21 protein-coding genes are annotated in these 25370 nt (G+C 59.8%); 18 read left to right on the top strand and 3 right to left on the bottom strand.

Annotation, left to right across the window (positions count from 1 at the left end; translation table 11 throughout):
• Window positions 1-33: 33 nt before the first annotated feature.
• The 17 genes from iscU (at window position 34) to G5221_RS02625 (ending at window position 16391) form a co-directional block, all read left to right on the top strand.
• Window positions 34-417 (top strand): Fe-S cluster assembly scaffold IscU, encoded by a 384-nt coding sequence (gene iscU / locus G5221_RS02705; protein ID WP_005333813.1) that lies wholly within the window; start codon window positions 34-36, stop codon window positions 415-417.
• 15 nt (window positions 418-432) lie between these two features.
• Window positions 433-756, top strand: coding sequence for an iron-sulfur cluster assembly protein IscA (gene iscA / locus G5221_RS02700; RefSeq protein ID WP_005333812.1), 324 nt, complete (start codon window positions 433-435; stop codon window positions 754-756).
• A gap of 118 nt (window positions 757-874) precedes the next feature.
• Window positions 875-1393, top strand: coding sequence for a co-chaperone HscB (gene hscB / locus G5221_RS02695; protein WP_005351031.1), 519 nt, complete (start codon window positions 875-877; stop codon window positions 1391-1393).
• 28 nt (window positions 1394-1421) lie between these two features.
• On the top strand, window positions 1422-3269 hold the full coding sequence (gene hscA / locus G5221_RS02690) for a Fe-S protein assembly chaperone HscA (protein WP_338774560.1): 1848 nt from the start codon (window positions 1422-1424) through the stop codon (window positions 3267-3269).
• A 1-nt stretch (window position 3270) separates the two neighbouring features.
• Complete coding sequence (gene fdx, locus G5221_RS02685) at window positions 3271-3609, top strand: ISC system 2Fe-2S type ferredoxin (protein WP_005333808.1); 339 nt, start codon at window positions 3271-3273, stop codon at window positions 3607-3609.
• A gap of 173 nt (window positions 3610-3782) precedes the next feature.
• On the top strand, window positions 3783-5087 hold the full coding sequence (gene pepB, locus G5221_RS02680) for an aminopeptidase PepB (RefSeq protein ID WP_421262767.1): 1305 nt from the start codon (window positions 3783-3785) through the stop codon (window positions 5085-5087).
• Window positions 5084-6367 (top strand): aminopeptidase PepB, encoded by a 1284-nt coding sequence (pepB, locus tag G5221_RS02675; protein ID WP_005359802.1) that lies wholly within the window; start codon window positions 5084-5086, stop codon window positions 6365-6367. The genes pepB (G5221_RS02680) and pepB (G5221_RS02675) overlap by 4 nt, the downstream gene beginning before the upstream one ends.
• A gap of 267 nt (window positions 6368-6634) precedes the next feature.
• Window positions 6635-7063, top strand: a complete 429-nt coding sequence (ndk, locus tag G5221_RS02670; protein ID WP_005333805.1) for a nucleoside-diphosphate kinase — start codon at window positions 6635-6637, stop codon at window positions 7061-7063.
• A gap of 167 nt (window positions 7064-7230) precedes the next feature.
• Complete coding sequence (locus G5221_RS02665) at window positions 7231-8334, top strand: bifunctional tRNA (adenosine(37)-C2)-methyltransferase TrmG/ribosomal RNA large subunit methyltransferase RlmN (protein ID WP_005344856.1); 1104 nt, start codon at window positions 7231-7233, stop codon at window positions 8332-8334.
• Window positions 8335-8345: 11 nt separating this feature from the next.
• Window positions 8346-9137: a PilW family type IVa pilus biogenesis/stability lipoprotein TapF gene (gene tapF, locus G5221_RS02660; RefSeq protein ID WP_421262766.1), complete on the top strand. Its 792-nt coding sequence runs from the start codon at window positions 8346-8348 to the stop codon at window positions 9135-9137.
• A complete protein-coding gene (gene rodZ, locus G5221_RS02655; protein ID WP_421262765.1) occupies window positions 9127-10098 on the top strand; it encodes a cytoskeleton protein RodZ in 972 nt (323 codons plus the stop codon). The genes tapF and rodZ overlap by 11 nt, the downstream gene beginning before the upstream one ends.
• Window positions 10099-10108: 10 nt before the next feature.
• Entirely contained in the window at window positions 10109-11224 is a 1116-nt protein-coding gene (gene ispG / locus G5221_RS02650; RefSeq protein ID WP_216977892.1) for a flavodoxin-dependent (E)-4-hydroxy-3-methylbut-2-enyl-diphosphate synthase, read from the top strand.
• A gap of 138 nt (window positions 11225-11362) precedes the next feature.
• Window positions 11363-12640, top strand: a complete 1278-nt coding sequence (gene hisS / locus G5221_RS02645; protein ID WP_005351051.1) for a histidine--tRNA ligase — start codon at window positions 11363-11365, stop codon at window positions 12638-12640.
• A gap of 3 nt (window positions 12641-12643) precedes the next feature.
• Complete coding sequence (locus G5221_RS02640; protein WP_021229680.1) at window positions 12644-13294, top strand: YfgM family protein; 651 nt, start codon at window positions 12644-12646, stop codon at window positions 13292-13294.
• Window positions 13287-14471, top strand: a complete 1185-nt coding sequence (bamB, locus tag G5221_RS02635) for an outer membrane protein assembly factor BamB (protein WP_421262764.1) — start codon at window positions 13287-13289, stop codon at window positions 14469-14471. The genes G5221_RS02640 and bamB overlap by 8 nt, the downstream gene beginning before the upstream one ends.
• A 74-nt stretch (window positions 14472-14545) precedes the next feature.
• Window positions 14546-16042 (top strand): ribosome biogenesis GTPase Der, encoded by a 1497-nt coding sequence (der, locus tag G5221_RS02630; protein ID WP_005333794.1) that lies wholly within the window; start codon window positions 14546-14548, stop codon window positions 16040-16042.
• Window positions 16043-16166: 124 nt separating this feature from the next.
• Entirely contained in the window at window positions 16167-16391 is a 225-nt protein-coding gene (locus tag G5221_RS02625) for a zinc ribbon domain-containing protein (protein WP_421262815.1), read from the top strand.
• 373 nt (window positions 16392-16764) lie between these two features.
• Here G5221_RS02625 and mltF read toward each other — a convergent pair whose 3' ends face one another.
• Complete coding sequence (gene mltF / locus G5221_RS02620) at window positions 16765-18249, bottom strand: membrane-bound lytic murein transglycosylase MltF (RefSeq protein WP_421250289.1); 1485 nt, start codon at window positions 18247-18249, stop codon at window positions 16765-16767.
• 149 nt (window positions 18250-18398) lie between these two features.
• Here mltF and purL point away from each other — a divergent pair, with 149 nt between their 5' ends.
• Window positions 18399-22322: a phosphoribosylformylglycinamidine synthase gene (purL, locus tag G5221_RS02615; RefSeq protein ID WP_421262763.1), complete on the top strand. Its 3924-nt coding sequence runs from the start codon at window positions 18399-18401 to the stop codon at window positions 22320-22322.
• A gap of 64 nt (window positions 22323-22386) precedes the next feature.
• On the opposite strand, the gene G5221_RS02610 is transcribed toward purL, so the two are convergent.
• Both G5221_RS02610 and G5221_RS02605 read right to left on the bottom strand, forming a co-directional pair.
• Complete coding sequence (locus tag G5221_RS02610; RefSeq protein ID WP_421262762.1) at window positions 22387-23922, bottom strand: HD domain-containing phosphohydrolase; 1536 nt, start codon at window positions 23920-23922, stop codon at window positions 22387-22389.
• A gap of 16 nt (window positions 23923-23938) precedes the next feature.
• A complete protein-coding gene (locus tag G5221_RS02605; protein WP_421262761.1) occupies window positions 23939-25369 on the bottom strand; it encodes an HD domain-containing phosphohydrolase in 1431 nt (476 codons plus the stop codon).
• Window position 25370: the final 1 nt, after the last annotated feature.

Raw genomic sequence — 25370 nt, 5'->3', positions numbered from 1 at the left:
GTCAGTGAGCAACAGAATTAGCAGGAGTGAGATATGGCTTACAGTGAAAAAGTAATCGACCACTACGAGAATCCTCGCAACGTCGGTGGTTTTGACAAGAATGATCCCAGCGTTGCAACCGGCATGGTCGGTGCGCCCGCTTGTGGCGACGTGATGAAGCTGCAATTGAAGATCAGCGACGAAGGCATCATCGAAGATGCCAAGTTCAAGACCTACGGCTGCGGTTCTGCCATCGCCTCCAGCTCCCTGGTGACCGAATGGGTCAAGGGCAAGACCCTGGACGAAGCGGCTGGCATCAAGAACACCGATATCGCCGAAGAGCTGGCCCTGCCACCGGTGAAGATCCACTGCTCCATTCTGGCCGAGGACGCCATCAAGGCCGCCATCGCCGATTACAAGCAGAAGAAAGGTCTCTAAGCGCCGGAGAGCAGTATGGCTATTACCATGACAGATGCCGCCGCGGCACGGGTTTCCTCTTTTCTGGCTAACCGGGGCAAGGGCATTGGCCTGCGCCTCGGCGTCAAAACCACTGGCTGCTCCGGTCTGGCCTACGTGCTTGAGTTCGTTGATGAACTGACCGATGAGGATCAGGTGTTCGAGCAGCAGGGCGTCAAGATTATTGTCGATGCCAAGAGCCTGATCCATCTGGATGGCACCGAGCTGGATTTCGTCAAGGAGGGCCTCAACGAGGGCTTCCAGTTCAACAATCCCAACGCCAAAGGCGAGTGTGGTTGCGGCGAAAGCTTCAGTGTCTGAGCTGTTTGACGTCAATGATCCTTCGTCTGTGGTTGAGCGGGTTGCCCATGACCCGTTCAACCACATCTCATTCGCCAGGGGCGAGTGAGGTTGTGGCGAACGTTTCCAAGAGGTTTGCATGAATCATTTCGAGCTGTTTGGGCTGGTTGAAGGCTTCGAGCTCGATACCCGTCAGTTGGCTGATACCTACCGCCAGCTGCAAACCCAATTCCATCCTGATCGTTTTGCCACCGCCCCCGAACGGGAGCAGCTTGCTGCGGTGCAACGTGCCGCTCAGATCAATGAAGCATTCACCACCCTCAAGGCGCCGCTGCGCCGTGCCGAATATCTGCTCTCCCTGCGTGGCACCGATATCCGTGGTGAACAGCAGACTCTGCAAGATACCGCGTTTCTGATGCAGCAGCTGGAGTGGCGCGAGCGTCTGGCCGATCTGAAAGATGACGCCGACCCTGAGCGCGCCATCAAGGATTTTCGCAGCGAGATCAGGCATGATCACCAGATGTTGATGCAACAGCTGACCGAGTCTCTTGCCGCCGGCAGAGATCTCGTTGCCGCTGATTGCGTTCGCAAACTCAAGTTTGTCGACAAGCTCCTCGAAGAGCTGGAACGATTCGAAGACTCGCTTCTCGAGTCTTGATCCTTTAACGCTGGAAGTTTCATTACCCATGGCATTACTGCAAATCGCCGAACCCGGCCAGAGCGCTGTTCCTCATCAGCACAAACGTGCCGTCGGCATCGATCTCGGCACCACCAACTCTCTCGTCGCTGCGGTTCGCAGTGGTCACGCCGATACCCTTTGCGATGAGCAAGGGCGCGACCTGCTCCCGTCAGTGGTGCACTATCAAAGCGACGCCATTCGAGTCGGAATTGATGCCAAGCGCGAAGCGGCGCTCGATCCTCACAACACCATCGTCTCGGTCAAACGGATGATGGGCAAGGCGCTGGCCGATATCGATACCCGCCAGCAGCCCTACCAGTTCATCGCTGCCGACAATGGCATGCCGCAACTGCAAACCCGTCAGGGGCTGGTCAATCCGGTACAGGTCTCGGCCGAAATTCTCAAAAAGCTGGCCGAGCGTGGCGCCCAGACACTCGGGGGCGATCTCGATGGCGTGGTCATTACCGTGCCCGCCTATTTCGATGATGCCCAGCGTCAGGGCACCAAGGATGCGGCCCGTCTGGCCGGTCTGCACGTGCTACGACTGCTCAACGAGCCGACCGCGGCCGCGATTGCCTATGGCCTTGACTCCGGTCAGGAAGGGGTGATCGCGGTTTACGATCTGGGGGGCGGCACCTTCGATATCTCCATCCTGCGTCTGCACCGCGGTGTGTTTGAAGTAATGGCGACCGGCGGCGATTCCGCCCTCGGCGGTGATGATTTTGATCACCTGCTGGCGGACTGGATCAAGGCGCAAGCGGGCCTCTCCGGCGAGCTGGATGCCCATCTGCAGCGCGAGCTGCTGGATGTGGCCGCGGCCGTCAAGCATGGTCTGACCGATGCCGAGCAGGTGGCGTGCACCTTTGCTGGCTGGCAGGGTTCAGTGAGCCGTAGCCAGTTTGATGAACTCATCACCCCGCTGGTGAAACGGACCTTGCTGGCTTGTCGCCGCGCCCTGCGCGATGCCGGTCTCGAGCAGGTGGAAGTGCTGGAAGTGGTGATGGTCGGTGGCTCCACCCGGGTGCCGCTGGTGCGTGAACTGGTGGGCGAGTTCTTCCAGCGTACGCCGCTGACCAGCATCGATCCGGACAAGGTTGTCGCCATCGGCGCCGCCATCCAGGCCGATATTCTGGTGGGCAACAAGCCCGATGCCGAGATGCTGCTGCTGGACGTTATCCCCTTGTCGCTGGGTCTGGAGACCATGGGGGGCCTCGCCGAGAAGGTGATCCCGCGCAATACCACCATTCCGGTGGCTCGTGCTCAGGAGTTCACCACCTTCAAGGATGGTCAGACCGCCATGGCCATTCACGTGGTGCAGGGCGAGCGCGAGTTGGTGGCCGATTGCCGCTCCCTGGCCCGCTTTACCCTGACCGGTATTCCGCCGATGGCCGCCGGCGCCGCCCATATTCGCGTCACCTTCCAGGTGGATGCGGATGGTCTGCTCTCGGTCAGCGCCATGGAGAAATCCTCCGGCGTGCAGGCCGAGATCCAGGTCAAGCCCTCTTACGGGCTGGCTGAGCAGGATATCCTCAACATGCTGAGTGCCTCCATCGAGAACGCCCAGCAGGATATGGATGCCCGCATGCTGGCCGAGCAGCAGGTTGAAGCTGACCGGGTGGTCGAGAGTCTCAATGCGGCGCTGGCCGCCGATGGCGATGCCCTGCTCAATGCTGCCGAGCGTGCCGAGATTGATGCCGCCATCGCCCATCTGCTGACCATGCGCAACAGCGGCGCAACCCATCAAATCAAAGAAGCCATTGAGGCAGCCGATGCTGTCAGTGGCGAGTTTGCAGCCCGCCGGATGGACGCCTCCATCCGCAAGGTGCTGACCGGACAAAACGTCAACAAGGTGTAATATGCCAAAACTGATCATTCTTCCTCATCCCGTACTCTGTCCGGATGGCGCCGCCCTCGAGGGGCAAAGCGGCGAGACCATTCTGGATGTGGCGCTGCGCAACGGTATCGAAATCGAGCATGCCTGCGAGAAATCCTGTGCCTGCACTACCTGCCACTGCGTGGTGCGCGAGGGCTTTGACTCGCTCGAGCCAAGTGACGAGCTGGAAGACGACATGCTGGACAAGGCGTGGGGGTTGGAGCCGGAATCGCGCCTCAGCTGCCAGGCAAAACTGGCGGACGAGGATCTGGTGGTGGAACTGCCCAAGTACACCCTGAACCTTGCCTCTGAACGCCATTAATTACACATGAGTGAATTGCACGTGCAGCATCCTGTGGTGCTTCAGTGATATGGTGGAAGGCCGTGACCCTCGGGGGCACGGCCTTTTTTGTATTCGTTATTCTCTCTTTGCCAATAAGCTCTTTCCCATAAAGAGTGCTTATACATAGTGCCAGTAAAAAGGAAGCAAACACGATGGCTGACATGATGAAGGTAGCGTTATCCACCCAGGCTGCGGCCGCCTATTGGGGCGAGGGCGCCCAGCTCAGTTTCAATGGCGACGAGGCACTGATCCATCTTGGTGCCGCGGGTCAGGAGAAGGATGTTCTGCGCACCGTTCAGCGCGCCGCCCGTCGCCTCGAATCGAGCGGGATCAAGCGGGTGATGCTGGTCGGTGAAGGCTGGGATCTGGAGCGTCGCTACGCGTTCGCCCAGGGTTTCTACGCCGCCAAGGGTGCGCGTGAACTGGATTTCGGCCAGCAGAGCGACGCGGAAGCCCGTGAACTGGATGCGCTGCTCAAGGCGGCTCGCTGGGTACGTGACATCACCAATGGCTGTCCGGAAGAGATCTACCCCATGAGTCTGGCGGAATCGGCCCTGTTGCTCATTCGTGGTATCGCCGGGGATCAGGTTACTGCCCGCATCACCGCCGGTGAAGCGCTGCGCGAGTCCGGCCATATCGGGATCTGGTCGGTTGGCCGTGGCAGCGAGCGCGAGCCGGTGCTGCTGGAGCTTGACTACAACCCGACCGGTGATCGCAATGCGCCCGTGGTAGCGGCGCTGGTGGGCAAGGGGATCACTTTCGATTCCGGTGGCTACTCCATGAAGTCCTCTGACAACATGCTGCCGATGAAGTCCGATATGGGCGGTGCCGCCATGGTGACCGGCGCGCTGGCGCTTGCTATCAGCCGCGGTCTGAACCAGCGGGTGAAGCTCATTCTCTGCTGCGCCGAGAACCTGGTCTCCGGCCACGCCTTCAAGCTGGGCGACATCCTCACCTACAAGAACGGGGTTTCGGTCGAGATCCAGAACACCGATGCGGAAGGTCGTCTGGTGCTGGCCGATGGCCTGATGGCGGCCTCCGACACCGGTGCGGCTTATATCCTTGACGCAGCCACCCTGACCGGCGCCGCCAAGATGGCGCTGGGGCGCGATTATAATGCGGTGTTTGCCCTCGATGAGACCGAACAGCTGCGTGCGCTGGCCGCCGCCAAGGTGGAAAACGAACAGGCGTGGGCGCTTCCGCTAGAACCCTGGCATGCCAGCCAGCTCACCTCGGCCTTTGCCGATCTGGGCAACGTCGCCTCAGCCGAAGGCACGGCCGGTGCCACCACGGCTGCAGCGTTCCTTTCCCGCTTCGTGCGCGATGAGGGCAAAGGCTGGGTGCACCTGGATCTGGCAGCCTCTTATCAGAAATCGGGCAACGATCTCTGGGCGACCGGCGCCAAGGGGCACGGTCTGCGTACCATCGCCCGCTGGCTGCAGGAGGTGACCGCATGAATGTCTGGTTAAGTCGTGAATTTGCACCGGCCGAGTGGGGGGAGGGGGCGCTGCTCTCTCACCGCGCCGACGGCATGGTGATCCATCTGGTGACGGCCAATCCGCTGCTCGATATCCAGCAAGCGGCCCGTCGCCTCTGCCAGCAGGGGATCCAGAAAGTGACCCTGGCTGGTCATTGGGAGCGTGAACAGCAGTGGGCCTTTGCCCAAGGGCTGCAAACCCCCAAGGCGGAGGTGCAACTGCAGTGGGCCATGTCCTCGGAAGAGGACAGAGAGGAGCTGGAAGCGCGTTGGCTCTGCGGCCGCTGGGTGCGCGAGATGACCAATGCCACCCCGGAGCAGTTGGGCCCGCTGGAGCTGGCGGTGGAAGCGGCCTCCTTTATTACCGAGCTGGCGCCGGACAAGGTGAGTCATCGCATTTTGAAAGGCGAAGCGCTGCAACAGGCGGGCTGGGTCGGCCTCTATCAGGTGGGCCGCGGCAGTGCGCGCGAACCGGTATTGCTGGAGCTCGACTTCAACCCGGGGCGTGACCCCAAGGCGCCGGTGGCGGCAGCGCTGGTAGGCAAGGGGATCACCTTTGACTCCGGCGGCTACTCCATGAAAAGCTCCGAGGGGATGCTCACCATGAAGTGCGACATGGGGGGCGCGGCGATTGTCACCGGTGCGCTGGCGCTGGCCATGCTGCGTGGGCTCGACAAGCGGGTGAAGCTTATTCTCTGCTGCGCCGAGAACCTGGTCTCCGGCCATGCCTACAAGCTGGGGGATATCCTCACCTACAAGAACGGCACCACGGTCGAGATTGTGAATACCGACGCCGAGGGGCGGCTGGTACTGGCCGATGGCTTGCAACTGGCGAGTGAGTCCGGCGCACCGCTGATCATCGATGCCGCAACTCTGACTGGTGCTGCCGTGATGGCGCTGGGTGGGCGGTACAATGCCCTGTTTGGCCTCGATAAAGGACTGGTAAGCCGGGCCATGACCTATGCCGATGCCGAGCATGAGCCGGCCTGGCCGCTACCGCTGGAGCCCTGGCACCGCCAGCAGTGCCCTTCCCATTACGCCGACACGGCCAACAGCCGTCCGGTGAAGGGGGGCGGGCCGGGTGGCGCCTCCAACGCGGCGGGTTTCCTCTCCCGTTTCGTTGCCAACGAAGGGATGGGCTGGCTGCATATCGATCTGGCCGCCTGCTTCAGTGACAACGGCGATGCCCTCTGGGCGCCGGGGGCCAATACTCTGGGGATGCGCACCATAGCGCGGGCCTTGCTGGCGGAAGCCAAATAGGCGAGACAAGGCACCTTCGGGTGCCTTTTTCATGCTGTTCGAATTATGAACAAAAGATGGGATTTTGGCGGCTTAAGGTAACTATCGTGCGCAAGCGCACATATTTTCCGGCTCTGCTCGGTCAAGATGAGTGTGGATGTTGATTGCAAGGGAGTGATGTTTAATAAAAAGTTGCTTGTTTGTGTGTTTTTCCGGTTTTTGTTTACGTATAATCGCCAGCGAACATGGATTCTAACAATAAAACTCTGTAGTTAAGGAAAGATATCAATGGCCATCGAACGTACCTTCTCTATCGTTAAACCGGATGCTGTCAGCAAGAACCTGATCGGTGCCATCTATAGCCGTTTCGAAAGCGCAGGCTTGAAAGTGGTGGCATCCAAAATGCTGCACATGAGCAGTGAACAGGCTGCCGGTTTCTATGCCGAGCATCAGGGCAAGCCTTTTTATGACAATCTGGTCAGCTTCATGACCTCTGGCCCTGTCATGGTGCAGGTGCTGGAAGGGGAAGACGCCATCCGTCGCAATCGCGAGATCATGGGGGCTACCAACCCGAAAGAGGCGCTGGCTGGTACCTTGCGTGCCTGTTATGCCGAGAGCATCGATCGCAACGCCGTGCACGGCTCCGATGCACCGGCATCCGCTGCCCGCGAAATTGCCTACTTCTTCTCTGACAACGAGATCTGCCCGCGCGGCTGATTTTTGTGGATGATGACCCAAGGGAGCCTCGGCTCCCTTTGTTGTTTTCGCTGTTTACTCAATATCCCTCTATTCTCCAGGTGGAAAGCCAGACCCATTATTTGTACAATGCCGCCCCCTGACGTCGTCAGCCAATAATTGATGAAGTGTTTGAACTGAGGCCATTGATGAGCGAAACAAAAATCAACCTGCTGGATCTTGATCGGGATGCCATGCGTGCCTTTTTCGTCGAACTGGGCGAGAAGCCATTCCGGGCAGATCAGGTCATGAAGTGGATCTATCACTTTGGGTGTGATGATTTCGATCAGATGACCAACGTCAACAAGGTGCTTAAAGAGCGCCTCAAGGCGATCGCCGAGATCAAGGCGCCCGAGATCAGCCGCGAGCAGCGCTCTGCCGATGGCACCATCAAGTGGGCTCTGCAGGTGGGCGATCAGGAGGTAGAGACTGTCTACATCCCGGAAGATGACCGCGCGACCCTCTGCGTCTCCTCTCAAGTTGGCTGTGCGCTGGAGTGCAAGTTCTGCTCTACCGCCCAACAAGGCTTCAACCGCAACCTGAAAGTCTCCGAGATCATCGGTCAGGTGTGGCGTGCGGCCCGCGTGGTCGGTGGCAAGCGTCCCATCACCAACGTGGTGATGATGGGGATGGGCGAGCCGCTGCTCAACCTCGCCAACGTGGTGCCCGCCATGCGTCTGATGATGGATGACTACGGCTTTGGCATATCCAAACGCCGGGTGACCATCTCCACCTCTGGCGTGGTACCTGCGCTGGACAAGCTGGGCGACCAGATCGACGTGGCGCTGGCTATCTCCCTGCACGCCCCGAACGACAAGCTGCGTTCAGAGATCATGCCGATCAACGACAAGTACAACATCGAGGAGTTCCTCGCCGGTGTCCGTCGTTACCTGGCCAAATCCAATGCCAACGGTGGTCGGGTGACCGTCGAGTATGTGCTGCTCGATCATATCAATGACGATATGCAGCATGCTCACGAGCTGGCCAAGGTGCTCAAGGACACTCCGAGCAAGATCAACCTGATCCCGTTCAACCCCTTCCCGGGCAACCCTTACGGCAAGCCGAGCAACAGTCGTATCGATCGCTTCTCCAAGGTACTGATGGAGTACGGTTTCACCGTGATTGTCCGCAAGACTCGTGGTGATGACATCGATGCCGCCTGTGGTCAGCTGGTGGGTGACGTGATTGACCGTACCAAGCGAACTATCAAAAATCGGATGCAACAGGATGGGATTTCCGTCAAAATGGTTTAAATGCTAAGCCATTGTATAGACAGGGAATGGATACACGTACATTGATCGTAGTGGCAGCGCTCTGCGCGCTGCCAGGCTGTGTGACCGAGACCACTTACGCTGGCCAGAACTCGACCCAGCGTGAAGTGGGTCCTGACCTCAAGGCGGCTGCTCAAACCCGCCTCGACCTGGGTATCCAGTACCTGCGTCAGGGCAATGCCGAGCAGGCCAAGTTCAATCTTGATCGCGCCCTCCAGTATGACCCCTCCAATCCTCAGGTGCAGATCGGTTTTGCCTACTTCTACCAGAGGGTGGGGGATTTCAAGGCGGCTGAAGAGCATTACAAGAACGCCCTTGCCATGGATCCGTCCAATGCTGACGCAATGAACAACTATGGTGCCTTCCTCTGTGATCGTGGCCGTTATGATGAGGCAGACAAGGCATTCAACCAGGCTGTTATTCAACCAGGCTATGTGAAGATTGCCGATACCTATGAAAATGCGGCACTTTGTGCCCTGCAAAATCGCAGAAATGATAAAGCAGGCGAGTACTATCGCCTGGCCTTGGGGTATAATCCCCGCAATCCAGGGTTATTGCTGGACTTGGCCGAGCTTTCCATGAAAGATGGCAAGCTGCCTGATGTGCAGTCCTACCTCGCCCGTTTTGCCGATGTGTCAGACGAGAATGAGGAGAGTCTCTGGTTGAGACTCAGATTGGCACAGGCAATGGACAAGCCGGCATTACTTCACCAATTCGGGACTGAGCTGGTAAGGCAATATCCCACTTCGCAACAAGCCAAGCGTTATTTAGCCAATGACTATTGAACAGCCACACGATTTCCAACAAGACGACTCCCAGGCAGCAGGTCCAGGCCAGCTGCTGCGCAATGCCCGTGAACAGCTTGGCTGGACACGAGAACAGGTTGCGTCCCGCATTCACCTTCGTCTGACCCTGATCGCCGCCATCGAATCGGATACCTACGACAAACATACGTCCCATACCTTTATTCGGGGCTATCTGCGTACCTATGCCAAGCTGGTCGGGATCCCGGAAGAGACCATTCTGGCCGCTTACGACAAGCTGGGTCTGACACCTCCCGACAATATCGACATGCAGAGCTTCTCCCGTCGCTCCCGCCAGCAAGCCAACGACAATCGGCTCAAGGTGGTCACCTGGCTGGTGATCCTGGTGCTGATTGCGCTCTCGGTCGCCTGGTGGTGGCAGAGTACTTCACGCCGCTCCGCCGGTGATGAAGCGCTGGCAGCCACCGAGATGAGTGCGACCAGTTCGACTCCGGCTGAACCTGCAATCACGCCGCCCGATGCGATCAACACAGCTCCGGTGGAAGGCGCTGCCATCGCACCTGCCGCCACGGACGTGACTGCCCCCGCGGTGGTCTCCGATGCGACTGCTACCCTGGCGCCTGCTTCTGCGGCTGTTGCCCTGACCGATGTCAGCGCGGCTGTCGGCACTGCGACCGATGCTGCGGTATCCGGCGCCAATGGCACCGAATCTGAAGAGGCTGTCGTTGATCCGGCGACTGCGCCGCAACTGAAGATGAGCTTCACCGCCGATTGCTGGCTGGATGTGAAGGATGCCAACGGCAAGACCCTGTTCAGTGGTCTGAAGAAGGCCAACGACGAGCTGGTGCTGGAAGGCGCCGAGCCCCTGAAGTTCATCATTGGCGCGCCCATGGCCGTCAAGCTTGACTACAAGGGGCAGTCGTTTGATATGAGCCGTTACAACAACGGTCGTACAGCCCGCTTCTCACTGCCGCAGGAGTAATCTGTTTCCCATGTCTTCTCACGAATCACCCATCATTCGTCGTAAATCCAGACAGATCATGGTTGGTAATGTACCGGTTGGGGGCGATGCCCCCATTACCGTGCAGACCATGACCAACACCAAGACCACAGATGTCACCGCCACCATCGAGCAGATCCAGCGGATCGAGCGGGTCGGTGCCGATATCGTCCGTGTCTCCGTGCCCACCATGGAAGCGGCGGAAGCCTTCCGGCTTATCAAACAACAGACCCGCATCCCCATCGTCGCCGATATCCACTTCGACTATCGCATCGCCCTGAAAGTGGCCGAGTACGGTGCCGACTGCCTGCGTATCAACCCGGGCAACATCGGCAACGAGCAGCGGGTGCGCTCGGTGGTCGATTGCGCGCGCGACCTCAATATCCCGATCCGTATCGGGGTCAATGGCGGGTCGCTGGAGAAAGATATTCAGGAGAAGTACGGTGAGCCGACCCCAGAGGCGCTGGTGGAGTCAGCCATGCGCCACGTGGACTATCTCGACCGTCTCGATTTCCAGGATTTCAAGGTGAGCGTCAAGGCCTCCGATGTGTTCCTGGCTGTAGGTGCCTATCGCCTGCTGGCCAAGCAGATTGAACAGCCGCTGCACCTTGGCATCACCGAAGCGGGCGGTTTCCGTGCCGGCGCGGTGAAGTCTGCCATCGGTCTGGGCATGCTGCTTACCGACGGCATCGGCGATACCCTGCGTATCTCGCTGGCGGCGGATCCGGTGGAGGAGGTGAAGGTCGGTTTCGATATCCTCAAATCCCTGCGTATTCGCTCCCGTGGCATCAACTTTATCGCTTGCCCATCCTGCTCACGGCAGGAGTTCGATGTGATCGCTACCGTCAACGCGCTGGAAGAGCGGCTCGAAGACATCATCACCCCGATGGATGTCTCCATCATCGGTTGCGTGGTGAATGGCCCGGGCGAAGCGCTGGTCTCCGACCTTGGCCTGGCGGGTGCCGCCAACAAGAGTGCCTTCTATGAAGGGGGCCAGCGGGTCGATCGGCTCGACAACAAGGATCTCATTCCAACTCTGGAGCGCCGCATTCGCGCCCGCGCCGCCATGCTGGATCCCGCCAACCGGATCCCGATGGACAAGGAGTGAGCGAAACAGGGCCACATTGGGTGGCCCTTTTTCCAGGTGACTGATTTTAAATCCCGCATCCGGATTCCCTGATTTTACCTTGGGGGGGAAAATCCCTATAATGCGGCCAAATTTTACCTCTTTTTCTCGAGTATCAACGTGGCAAAACAGATCCAAGCTATTCGCGGTATGAATGATTGCCTGCCGGAGCAGAGCCCGGTATGGCAGAAGGTTGAACAGATCCTGCGCCAGGTCGTTGCCAGCTATGGCTACAGCGAAGTGCGCATGCCGATTGTCGAGCAGACTCATCTGTTCAAGCGCGCCATCGGTGAAGTGACCGACGTGGTCGAAAAAGAGATGTACACCTTTGAAGACCGTAACGGCGACAGCCTGAGCCTGCGTCCGGAAGGGACCGCCAGCTGCGTCCGTGCCGGTATCGAACACGGTCTGCTCTACAACCAGGAACGCCGGATGTGGTACATGGGCCCCATGTTCCGTCACGAGCGTCCCCAGAAGGGCCGTTATCGCCAGTTCCACCAATTCGGTGTCGAGCTGTTTGGCATCAACGGGCCGGACATCGACGCTGAGCTGATCATGCTGACTCACCGTCTGTGGCGTCTGTTTGGCATCAGCGAGCATGTCACCCTGCAGCTCAACACCCTGGGTCAGAGCGCCGAGCGTGCCGCTTACCGCGATGCGCTGGTGGCCTATCTGGAGCAGTACAAGGAGCAGCTGGACGAAGAGAGCCAGCGCCGCATGTACAGCAACCCGCTGCGGGTGCTTGACTCCAAGGATGAAAAGGTGCAGGCCATTTTGGCGGGTGCCCCGCGTCTGTTCGACCATCTGGGCGAAGAGAGCCTGGCCCACTTCGAGGGGCTCAAGCGCCTGCTCGAGTCTGCCGGTATCAAATACGAAGTGAACGAGCGTCTGGTGCGTGGTCTTGACTACTACAACCTGACCGTGTTCGAGTGGGTCACCAGCAGTCTGGGAGCCCAGGGCACCGTCTGCGCCGGTGGTCGTTACGATGGTCTGGTGGAGCAGCTGGGCGGTCAACCGACCCCGGCCGTGGGCTTCGCCATGGGCATGGAGCGTCTGGTGCTGATGCTGGAAACTCTCGAGCTCAACGCCGATATCCGCCCGGCGGTGGATGTCTATCTGGCGATGGTGGGCGAGGGGACCGAACAAGCTGGCTTCCAGCTGGCCGAGCGTCTGCGCGATGCCCTGCCGGACCTGCGCCTCATGAGCCACTGCGGTGGTGGCAACTTCAAGAAACAACTCAAACGTGCCGACAAGAGCGGCGCGGCAATCGCCCTGATCCTTGGTGAGACCGAGGTGCAAAACGGGGAGATCACTATCAAATATCTGCGTGGTCAGGCCGAGCAACAGACCGTCAAGGTTGACGCCGCCATTGCCCTGCTGGCAGCCAAAGGAGAGTAAGCTGTGGAAGTCTATACCACCGAAGAACAACAGGTTGAGGTTATCAAGGAGTGGTGGAAAGAGAACGGAACCTCGGTGATTGCCGGGACCGTGATCGGTCTGGTCGGTCTGTTCGGCTGGCGCTATTACAACCAGCACCAGCAAGAGACCATGGAGGCCTCCTCCCACTCTTACAACCAGGTGATTGAGCAGCTGGCCAAGGGCGATGCCGCCGGTTTCGAGCAGGCACAGCAGTTTGTCACCGCCAACAAGGGTGACTCCTACGGTGAACTGGCCGCGTTGCAACTGGCTGCCGCTGCCGTCAAGGCGGGCAAGCTGGATCTGGCTGCCGAGCAGCTGGAGCTGGTGGCGACCACGGGTGACGAGAGCATTCGTCCCATCGCGGCGCTGCGTCTGGCCCGTGTGTTGAATGATCAGGGCAAGGCAGATGAAGCGCTGGCCAAGCTGGCGACCATCCAGAATGAGGCCTTCAAGGCGCAGGTAGCCGAAGCCCGTGGTGATGTGCTGCAAAAGCAGGGCAAGACCGAAGAGGCTCGTGATGCCTATCAGGCGGCGGCGGATGCTGGCGGCCTGCAGGGTAGCGCCGAGCTCAAGCTGAAAATGGACGATCTGGCCCTGCCGGCCGTAGCGACTGGTGAGGCACCGGATGCGTAATTTATTCAAGATGGTGGCGCTGGGGGCTGCGGTCTCCTTCGCTCTGCAGGGGTGCTCCCTGTTCAGTTCCGAAGAGGATCTCAACCCGATGGCGCCGCTGCCCAAGGTTGAATCTGCCTTCACTGCCGACACCGCATGGTCATCTACTGTGGGTGATGGTATCGGTGACTTCTACTCCCAGCTCAAGCCGGTGGTGGAAGAGGATCGCATCTACGCGGCGGCCCGCGACGGCGATGTCAGCGCCTTTGACCGTGCCAGTGGCGATCGCCTCTGGACCGTCGATCTGGCCGACCTGCCGGTCAACGCCGACAAACGCAGCGCCCGCCTCTCCGGTGGCCTGGTCTCCCGTTACGGCAAGCTGTTCCTCGGCTCCGAGAACGGGGTGGTATACGCCCTGAACGAAGAGAATGGTGAAGTGCTGTGGCAGACCAATGTGCCCGGCGAAGTGGTGGCAAGCCCCGCGGTGGAAGATGGCCGCGTGGTGGTGTTGACCACCTCCGGTCGCCTGATCGCCCTCGACACTGATGAAGGCAAGATGCAGTGGTCGCTCTCCGAAGAGCAGCCGCCGCTGACCCTGCGCAGTGCCGGTGCACCGGTGATCACCAACGGCGCCGTGATTTACGGTCGTGCCGATGGCAAGGTGGGCATTGCCCTGCTCGGTAACGGCCAACCGGTGCGCCAGTCCAAGGTCGCCGACCCGCGCGGTGCCACCGAGCTGGACCGTATGGTTGACGTCGATGCCAGCCCGCTGATTGCCGGTGATGAGCTCTACGCCATCGCCTACAACGGTCAGCTGATGGCGCGCAAACTGATGACCGGCGATGAAGTGTGGAAGCGCAAGTATTCCGGCTATCGCGATCTGGCGATGACCGGCAATGCCATCGTGCTGACCGACAGTCGCAGCCATCTGTTTGCCATCGACCGTCGCAACGGTCTGGAGCTGTGGTCAAACACCCAGCTGGAAAATCGTACCGTCACTGCACCTGTCATCTTCGGTGACTATGTGGTGGTGGGTGATGTGGAAGGATACCTGTATTGGCTTGATCGTACCGACGGTACCATCAAGGCGATGCAGCAGCTCGATAGCAGTGGTCTCTATGCCGCCCCGCTGGTGGATGGCGAGACCCTGTATGTGCAGAGCCGTGACGGCAAGTTGTACGCCCTCAAGCGTCCTTGATCGTCCGATAATGTGAATATCCGGCTCCTGGTCTTCGGACCCGGAGCCTTTGTCGTCTTGAGAATGAGGCTTTTATGACTCCTGTAGTAGCCCTGGTGGGCCGCCCCAACGTGGGGAAATCCACCCTGTTTAACCGCTTGACCCGTACTCGGGATGCCCTGGTTGCCGATTTTCCCGGTCTGACCCGGGACCGTAAATACGGTCAGGCGAAGTTGGGCGAGCTGGAATTTATCGTGGTCGATACCGGCGGTATCGATGGCACCGAAGAGGGGATCGAGCTGAAGATGGCCGAGCAATCCCTGCTGGCCATCGAAGAAGCGGACGTCGTGCTGTTCATGGTGGATGCCCGTGCCGGTCTGACCGCGGCGGATCAAGCCATTGCCGAGCACCTGCGCAAGGCCCACAAGAAGGTATTTCTGGTGGCCAACAAGACCGACGGTATCGACGGTGATTCCGCGGTCTCCGAGTTCTACGGTCTGGCGCTGGGCGAGGTCTACCAGATCGCGGCCGCCCACGGTCGTGGCGTGCTGAGCCTGCTGGAACTGGCCCTGGCTCCCCATCTGGAGACCCTGGTCGACTCCGCTACCGATGAAGATGCGCAGGATGAGGAAGAGGAGGACTTCGACGAAGAAGCCCTGCTGCGCATGGTGGCTGCCGGTGAACTCGATACCAAAGAGGACACCAAGGAGACCCCGTTCGCCGACCTGCCCATCAAGTTCGCCATCGTTGGTCGTCCCAACGTCGGTAAATCTACCCTGACCAACCGCATGCTGGGTGAAGATCGGGTCATCGTCTATGACATGCCCGGCACCACCCGTGACTCCGTTTACATTCCAATGGAGCGTGACGAGCAGAAGTATGTGGTCATCGACACCGCCGGTGTACGTCGTCGTGGCAAGGTGCACGAGACGGTGGAGAAGTTCTCCGTTATCAAGACCTTGAAAGCCATCGAAGATGCCAACGTTTGCCTGCTGGTGATCGACGCCCAGGAGACCATCACCGATCAGGACTTGAGCATCCTTGGCTATGTGCTCCACGCCGGTCGCTCCGTGGTGCTGGTGGTGAACAAGTGGGATGGTCTGGATCAGAAGGTGAAAGAGGATGTGAAGAACGAGCTGGATCGTCGCTTGGGCTTCATCGACTTCGCTCGCGTCCACTTCATCTCCGCCCTGCACGGCAGCGGTGTCGGCCATCTGTTTGAATCCATTCAGGAGGCTTACCAGTCCGCCACCCGTCGTACCAGCACGGCCATGCTGACCCGCATCATGCAGATGGCGCAGGAAGATCACCAGCCGCCGATGGTCAACGGTCGCCGCGTCAAGCTCAAGTATGCTCACGCCGGTGGCTACAACCCGCCGCGCATCGTGATCCACGGCAACCAGCTGAACGACTTGCCGGACTCCTACAAGCGGTATCTGATCAACTATTTCCGCAAGTCCCTCAAGATCATGGGCTCGCCGATCCGGGTCGAGTTCCAGGAGTCGGTCAACCCGTTTGAAGGCAAGAAGAACACCATGACCCTGAGTCAGGAACGTCAGCGTAAACGCCTGCTGAAAATGAAGAAGAAATAAGTCCTTGCGGCTGCCCTCACCGGCAGCCGCTTTGTTATCCTCGCCACGTTAAGGTGAGGAATAAGGGGAGGGGGATCAGCCATGGAACAAGACCATGGCTGATCCACTTTTCGAGGAGTTGATTATGGAAGCTCTGCTTTGCCCGTCATGCCAGGCTGAACTGGATACCCGCAGCAAGGAGCAAACCTGTGGTCAGTGCCAGGCACCTGTTCGCGTCACGGCCATCTGCCCGACCTGCCAGCAGGAGCTGGAGCGTCTCAAGGCGTGCGGCGCGGTGGATTACTTCTGCAACCACTGCAACTCACTGATCTCCAAGCGGGCGGTACAGTTCAAGGCGGCGCTGGTGTAAGACGATTTTCAGGTGAGAAAGAAGATAAAAAAACCCGGCGAATGCCGGGTTTATGCTGTGTGCTCTGCAATAAGCAGGGTATAGGATCGATTTCTGCGCCACAGGTTGCGCTTGATGTCATTAAGCTTGAGTTTGCGTCTGGGGCTCCAGCTGCACTTCGCTTTTCTGACCAGACTGATTTTTCTACGTTTTTGCATCTTGGTCTCCTCCCAACTCAGGTGGCCATCCCGGCCTTGGGTCATTGATGGCGCCCATCCGAAATTGCTGTTATTTACTCTCTCAACATAATGAAAACAATGCGATTTCGGATAGGCTCCGATGTGAATCGATGGTAACAGAGAAGTTTGCGTGAAAACAGCCGAATAATGGCTGGTTAGCGCATGGTGATCTGATTGACCACTTCGGCGATGATAGTCGGGCGCTCGGCGATCTCCGGCTCGCTGTCGTTGTCGAGACTCTCCCGTTGGTGGGCCTTCTGTTGCTCGTTATCGAGCCAGAGCAGGCTCTGGTAGTACTGACGCACGTTGTTGACATAGTTGCGCGCCTCGCTGCCGCGGGCATAGCCGTAACGCACCTTGCGATGCCAGCGTGCTTGCTGCAGCAGCGGCAGCACATCCTTGACGTCGCTCCAGGCGTCGGGATTCTTGCCGAGTTCCTTGGTCAGACGGCGCGCGTCCATCATATGGCCGTAGCCGATGTTGTAGGCGGTGAGAGCAAACCACACCTTCTCGTCCTCGGGCACCGAGTCGGGAACCTTTTCCATCATCTGCTGCAGATAGAGAGAGCCCCCCTTGATGCTCTCTTCCGGATGAAGCCGATCATTGACCCCCATCGCCTTGGCGGTGGGCTCGGTCAGCATCATCATGCCACGCACGCCGGTGTAGGAGCGCGCCTGCGGGTCCCAGTGGGACTCCTGATAGCTGATGGCAGCCAGCAGGCGCCAGTCGATATTCTTGGCGTGGGTCTGGAACAGCGGCTGGTACTTGGGCAGCAGGCTCTTGGCCCGCTGCAGGAAAGTGCGGGTATCGACGAAGTCAAAGTTCTGCACGTGGCCGAAGTACTTCTCGTCCAGCTTGGCGATAGCGCCGTCCATAAAGCGCTGACCGAAAAAGTCGATGACGCTGGCATAGAGGCTGTCATCGGGCAGCTTGCTCATGGCCCAGGCAACGGTCTGCTTCTGTGCCAGGGTCAGCCCCTCGGTGAGCTCCGGGTAGTAGCGCTGGGTACGGGCCAGCACGGTATCCTGCACCACCGTGTAGTCAATCTTGCCATCCACCACCTGCTTGAGCAGTTCCTCCACATCGGCGTTGTGGCTGGTGCTCCACGTCAGTTTGGGATTCTCTTTGCTCATCTCTTTGAGCAGATCTTCCCCGGTGGAGCCGGCGGCCACCACCAGCTTGCCTTTTATATCGTTCAACGAGGCCGGCTTGGGCTTGCCATTACGGTATACCAGCTTGGGAGAGACCTGGTAGAAGCCCGGGCCGAAGCGAAACAGCTCGCGCCGCTCCTGAGTGACCATGATGGCGGCTGCCGCCAGATCGACTTTACCCTTTTTCAGCAGGGTAACCAGTTCGTCAGTGGTGTTGACCGGGATGATGGTGAGTTTCACCCCCAGCCATTCGGCATAATGTTGCGCCAGCTCATAATCGAACCCCTGGGCGAGGTCGTCACGCTGGTAATAGGATGTGGGGCCATAGATGGTGCCAACCCTGATCTCGCCTCGTTGGCGGATCTGCTCCAGCTGGCTGGAGGGGGTATAGAAGTCGCAGCCAACCAGCGTCAGCGTCAACAACAGCCCGATAAACAGTCGAAAAATGCAGCGCAAGTAGGTGAGTACCTTTGTTGAAAAAATCGGCATTTGTCAAAAAAGAGGCACCTTTATACCAGAGAGTGTGCGCAGAGTCACACTGCGTGAAGTGAGAAAAACGTTTGTCCGCTGTGAGCCAGATCCCTATAATACGCGCGTCTCAATTCCCCCCCACTTTAAAACTTGGTGAGAAAGGTCATATGGATATCTTGCGTGGTGCCCCAGCACTGTCTGATTTTCGTGTCCAAAAACTGCTGCAACGCTTCGCACAGATGAAAAACGAGAGTGGAGTAGAGAGCGGAGTAGAGATAGAGGATGTCTATGCCGAGTATGTGCACTTTGCCGAGCTGACAAGCCCCCTCTCTCCCCCCGAGCGAGCGACCTTGGGCCAGCTCTTGCGCTACGGCCCGACCATCCCCGAACACACCCCCAGCGGTCAGCTGTTTCTTGTTACCCCCCGCCCCGGCACTATCTCCCCCTGGTCTTCCAAAGCAACCGACATCGCCCACAACTGCGGCCTGAAACAAGTCAAGCGGCTGGAGCGTGGTATTGCCTATTACCTGACCATCAAGGGGCCGGGTGAGCTGAGTGCCGCCCAGCGCAGCGCCATTGCCGCCGTGCTCCATGATCGGATGATGGAAGTGGTGTTTGCCGAGATGAGCGAAGCTGCCGCCCTGTTTGCTCACCACGAGCCTCGCCCCTTCACCCAGGTGGATGTGCTGGGCGGTGGTCGCGCAGCCCTGGCCGAAGCCAACGTGGCGCTGGGTCTGGCGCTGGCCGACGACGAAATCGACTATCTGGTGGAGAACTTCACCAAGTTGGGTCGCAACCCCAACGATATCGAGCTCTACATGTTCGCCCAGGCGAACTCCGAACACTGCCGTCACAAGATCTTCAATGCCGACTGGACCATCGATGGTGAGCAGCAGCCCAAGTCGCTGTTCAAGATGATCAAGAACACCTTCGAGCAGACGCCGGATCATGTCCTCTCTGCCTATAAAGACAACGCCGCCGTGATGGAAGGGAGCCAGGGTGGCCGCTTCTTCCCGAGCCCGGCCAGCGGCGAGTACCAGTATCATCAGGAGCAAGTCGACATCCTGATGAAGGTGGAGACCCACAACCACCCGACCGCCATCTCCCCCTTCCCGGGGGCAGCCACCGGCTCAGGCGGCGAGATCCGCGACGAGGGTGCCACCGGTCGCGGTGCCAAGCCCAAGGCGGGTCTGGTCGGTTTCTCCGTCTCCAACCTGCGCATCCCCGGCTTTGAGCAGCCCTGGGAGCAGGATTTTGGCAAGCCGAGCCGCATCGTCAGCGCGTTTGACATCATGCAGGAGGGGCCGCTCGGCGGCGCCGCCTTCAACAACGAGTTCGGCCGTCCGGCCATTCTCGGTTACTTCCGTACCTTCGAAGAGGAGGTGCCGGGCCACAACGGCGTCGAGGTACGTGGCTACCACAAACCCATCATGCTGGCGGGCGGTATCGGCAATATCCGCTCCGAGCACGTCCAGAAAGGGGAGATCCCGGTCGGGGCGGCCCTCATCGTGCTGGGTGGCCCGGCGATGAACATCGGTCTGGGCGGCGGCGCAGCTTCCTCCATGGCTTCCGGCCAGTCGGCCGAAGATCTCGATTTTGCCTCGGTGCAACGTGACAACCCCGAGATGGAGCGCCGCTGTCAGGAGGTGATTGACCGCTGCTGGCAACTGGGGGACGACAACCCCATCGTCTTCATCCACGACGTGGGGGCGGGCGGTCTCTCCAACGCCATGCCGGAGTTGGTCAACGACGGTGAGCGCGGTGGCCGTTTCGATTTGCGCGCCATCCCGAACGACGAGCCAGGCATGAGCCCGCTGGAGATCTGGTGCAACGAATCCCAGGAGCGTTACGTGCTGGCGGTAGCGCAGGACAAGCTGCCGTTCTTCAAGGCGCTGTGCGAGCGTGAGCGCGCCCCCTATGCCGTCATCGGTACCGCGACCGAAGAGAAGCATCTGACCCTCTCTGACAGCCACTTTGACAATCAGCCCATCGATCTGCCGCTGGACGTGCTGCTCGGCAAGGCGCCCAAGATGCACCGTGACGTGGTGACTCTGCCTGCACAAGGCAAAGCGCTCCAGCTCGATGGCATCACTTTGAGTGACGCGGCCGAGCGGGTACTGCGCCTGCCGACCGTGGCGGAGAAGTCCTTCCTTATCACCATCGGCGATCGCAGCGTGACCGGTCTGGTCAATCGCGACCAGATGGTTGGCCCCTGGCAGATCCCGGTGGCCGATTGCGCCGTCACCGCTGCCACCTACGACAGCTATCACGGCGAAGCTATGTCGATGGGCGAGCGTACCCCGGTGGCGCTGCTCTCCCACGCCGCCTCCGCTCGTATGGCGGTGGCGGAAGCGCTCACCAACCTGGCGCCGGCTCATATCGGGTCGCTGAAGCGGGTCAAGCTCTCCGCCAACTGGATGGCCGCTGCCGGTCATCCGGGTGAAGATGCCGGTCTCTATGAGGCGGTCAAAGCGGTAGGTGAGGAGCTCTGCCCGGCCTTGGGCATCACCATTCCGGTGGGCAAGGACTCCATGTCCATGAAGACCCGATGGCAGCAGGATGGCAAGGAGCACAGCGTCACTTCGCCGCTCTCCCTGCTCATCTCGGCATTTGCCCGGGTCGAGGATGTGCGCAACACGGTTACTCCGCAGCTGCGTACCGATCTCGGTGAGACCGACCTTATCCTCATCGACCTTGGCAATGGCAAGCAGCGCCTCGGTGCCTCCGCACTGGCACAGGTCTATCGCCAGCTGGGTGACAAGGCGCCGGATCTCGACAACCCGGTCCAGCTCAAGGGCTTCTTCAACGCCATTCAGGCATTGGTGGCCGATCGCAAGCTGATCGCCTATCACGACCGTTCTGACGGCGGCCTGTTCGTGACCCTGACCGAGATGGCGTTTGCCGGTCACTGCGGTCTCGACATCCAGCTCGATCGCATCGGTGGAGAGCTGCTGCCTGCGCTGTTTAACGAGGAGCTGGGCGCCGTCATTCAGGTGCGCCGCGAAGATAAAGAGGCGGTGATGACCCTGCTGGCTGGTCACGGTCTGGCGGCTTGCTCTCACGTGCTCGGCACGGTGCGTGAGGGGGATCTCATCACCCTGCAACGGGCCGGTCAGGAGGTCTATCGCGCCAGCCGCACTGCCCTGCGCACCATCTGGGGCGAGACCAGCTGGCAGATGCAGCGCCTGCGCGACAACCCCGAGTGCGCGGATCAGGAGCATGCTGCTCGTCAGGACGCCACCGATCCGGGCCTGCAGGCCAAGCTCAGCTTCAACCCGGCCGAAGATGTGGCCGCACCTTACATTGCCCGTGGGGTCTCCCCCCGTCTGGCGGTGCTGCGCGAGCAGGGAGTCAACTCCCATGTGGAGATGGCGGCGGCGTTCGATCGTGCCGGTTTCGCGGCGGTCGATGTCCATATGAGCGACATTCTCTCCGGTCGCATCAAGCTGGAAGAGTTCCAGACCCTGGTGGCCTGTGGCGGTTTCTCCTACGGTGACGTGCTGGGGGCGGGGGAAGGCTGGGCCAAGTCCATCCTGTTCAATGACAACGCCCGCGAGCAGTTCCAGCGCTTCTTCGAGCGTGGCGATACCCTCTCTCTGGGTGTCTGCAACGGTTGCCAGATGATGTCCAACTTGCGGGATCTCATCCCGGGTGCCGATCTCTGGCCGCGCTTTGTGCGCAACCGCTCCGAGCGCTTCGAAGCGCGCTTCAGCCTGGTGCAGGTGCAGGAGTCCCCGTCGGCCTTCTTCGCCGGCATGGCGGGTTCCGTGATGCCCATTGCCGTCTCCCATGGGGAAGGACGGGTGGAGGTGCGCGATGCCGCTCACCTGAGCGCGTTGCAGGCCAGCGGTCTGGTAGGGCTGCGCTTTGTCGACAACCGCGGCAGTGTGACCTCGCGTTACCCGGCCAACCCGAATGGCTCGCCGGATGGTATCACCGCCGTGACCACCACCGATGGTCGCGCCACCATCATGATGCCGCACCCGGAGCGGGTGTTCCGCACCGTGGCCAACTCCTGGCACCCCGACAACTGGGGTGAGGACGGCGCCTGGATGCGGATGTTCCGCAACGCCCGGGTTCGTCTGGGTTAATCGCGACTGCGCCAGCGCATAAAAACAGAAACCGGCCAATTGGCCGGTTTTTTTATCCGTGTCGTTACGGCTTGCCGAGCGGTTGGGGGATAAAGTCTCCCCGGTCTAGGATCCGCAGACAGGCATCCACCACATCCGCATCGAGCTGATGGCCACGCATCTGGATGATCTGCTCCCTTGCTTGGGGAATGCCGAGGGCGGCGCGATAGGGACGATCCGAGGACATGGATTCGACGATATCGGCGACGGTGAGGATGCGGGCCTCCAGCAGGATCTCATCCCCCTTTAGCTTCCCTGGATAGCCGGAACCGTCCAGATACTCGTGGTGCTGGTGGATCATCCGGGCGATGGGCCAGGGTAGAGCAATATCCTTGAGCACCAGATAACCTGCCGTCGGGTGCTCCTTGACCAGATTGAACTCCTGGGGGGTCAGCTTGCCCGGTTTGGTCAGGATCTCGACAGGCACCTGGATTTTACCGATATCGTGCACCATGGCGCCCAGATAAAGACCACGTAACTGTTTGTCACCCAGCCCCAGTTCCCGACCGATGGCCAACGCCAGAGTAGCGACGTGCTTCTGGTGACCAGCGGTGTAGGGATCGCGTTGTTCCAGCACGGCAGCGATGGCTCCCAGCGCATCCTCCAGGGCCAGCTCCAGTTGGCGGGCATGCATGGCTTTTTCTCGCTGAGCGGCGAGATAGGCTTGCTGGGTACGACGAGCTTGCAGGCCATATGTCAGGTAGTCAGCCAGTCCGTTGAAGAGGTGTACTTCCTCATCGGTGAAGGCTCTGGCCTGCGTGCTGTGAATAAGCAGTCCGCCTGGCACAGTGGCTTGCCACTGCAATGGCAGCAGCAGCCGGCCCCTCAGGGTGGCGGAGTGGTGAACCAGTTCGATGCCGAGTGCTTCGTTAAGCATCTCGCCTGAGCTGATGGCCCGGATCAGGGCCACATCCCGGGTGAGCCAGTCATCGCTGGCAAACCAGATAGCCTGACCTGCCTGCGCCAGGATCTGCATTCTGTCCTGATCAGCGGCCTGCAGCACGATCACCAGAGGAAAGCGACCATCGAAGGTGATGGCATCGCAGATCTCCTGCAGTAGTGTCTGCTCGTCCCCCTGCTTGAGCATGGCATGGTGGGCGCGGGTAATGGCTTCAAGCGTCCAGGTATATTGCTGGAGACGCTCCTGCTGCTGCTTCTGGTCGGTAATATCTTCGAAAAAGACACCGACGCCGATCACCTTGCCCAGCTCATCGTACAGGGGAAACTTGGTGGTACTGAGCCAGCGGCCTTCCCCTCCCTTCAGATAGGGTTCTTCGTGATGCCGGGTTTTGCCGCTGGCCATGACCTGGAGATCATCATCCCGATAGCGTTGTGCCAGTTCGGCCGGAAAAAAGTCGGCATCACACTTGCCAACCAGCTCTGCCGGGGTGAGGGCAAGATCGTTGGCCAAGAGACGGTTGCAGGCGATGAAGTGTGAACGGGTATCTTTCAGCAGGACGCGATAGGGCAGCTGTTCCATCACCTGATGGAGCAGGGCTGCGGTAGGGTGATCGCTGACGCCCGGTGGCTGAGTGGATGGCGGTATATTTTTAAACATCATCTTGGTGCAACCAGAGTCAGGTGGTAGTAAAGCGGTAGCCCGCTTGCCAGACGGCGAAACAGGCATCGACCACCCGTTCGTCGTAATGCACTCCGGCATAGCGCGTCAGCTCGGCGAAGGCTTCGGTGAGGGGGAGGGCACGCCGGAACGGACGGTGGGCCGTCATGGCGGCCAGGGAGTCGGCGACCCGTATAATCCTCGCCTCCAGCGAGATCGCATCCCCCTGTAGCCCTTGTGGGTAGCCGCTACCATCGAGATTTTCATGGTGCTGCATCACTATGGTGGTGATGGGCCAGGGGAAGTCAATCTGTTGCAGGATCTCGCGGCCAGTGTCCGGATGCTGTTTGATCAGTTCGAACTCAACCGGCCTCAGTTCCCGCGGGCGTGTGAGGATCTCCGCCGGGATCTGCAGCAGGCCGATGTTATGCACCATGGCCGCAAGACCCAATCCATCCAGCTGCTCTTGCGGCAGTTGCAGCTGTTGACCTATAGCCAGCGCGAGATCATGCACGCGCCGTTCGTGTCCTGCCGTGACCGGATCTTTGTGGGCAATCGCGGAGGAGAGGGCCGCGATGGTCTGAAACAGCAGGGTGCGCTGGCGCTGCTCGCTTTCCTTGATATGGGTGATGTCGACCAGTGCCCCTATGATTCCGGCCACCTCGCCCTGATGGTCATAGAAGAGATCCTTGAAGTTGAGCACCTGGTAGCGGTGGCCGCTGCGATCAAACAGCGTGTGTTCAAAATATTGCGGCTGCCTGCTGCGCAGCACCTCCATGTCCCTTTGGGTATATTCGTCCGCCATCTCCGGGGGCAGGATTTCGTCCACCCGCTTCCCCTGCAGCTCGGCCTTGCTGATCCCGGTGACCTGGGTAAAGGCCGGGTTGCAGCTGAGAAAGCGCCCTTCGACATCCTTGTAGAACACCGGGATGGGAATGGCCTTGAGCAGGGATTCGTTGAGGCGCTGCATGTCGACCAGCTCGGCCTGCTGGCGCCTGGCGAGCTGTTCGCTGTCCTTGCACAACTGGATGGCGCGCGCCAGATTACCGAGAACCGGGCTGAACAGATGGCAGACCGGCACTGTGTGCTGCTGGGGTTGGGGGGCCAGCAGCAAGATGAGATATCCCCCGTCAACCCTGAGCCGATAGGCAAAGTGGTACGGTCGGCCACCGGGGAGAGGCAAGGTCGTTTGCAGCGCACATTGGTCACCTTCAACAATCCAGGCAGGCAAGGAGAGCAGCGAGCCACTGTGCCGGGATAGCTGATCATCACCAATGACCTTGAGCAGCTCATATCCTTCCCGTTGCTGCTGCAATACCACACCAACCGGTGTGGCACAGTGAAACATAAAGCGCTGCAACACTTTGGTGAGCAGGGCATCGAGTGTGACCTCCCGACCGATGCAGAGGGCGAGATCGCAGACAATGGCCATGGCGTGATCGTTATTCATT

This window comes from Aeromonas sp. 602200, assembly GCF_049173895.1.
GTDB classification, from domain to species: Bacteria; Pseudomonadota; Gammaproteobacteria; order Enterobacterales; family Aeromonadaceae; genus Aeromonas; species Aeromonas veronii_A.
Note: the sequence above shows the minus strand (reverse complement) of the source record. Positions and strands in the feature narration are given on the sequence as shown.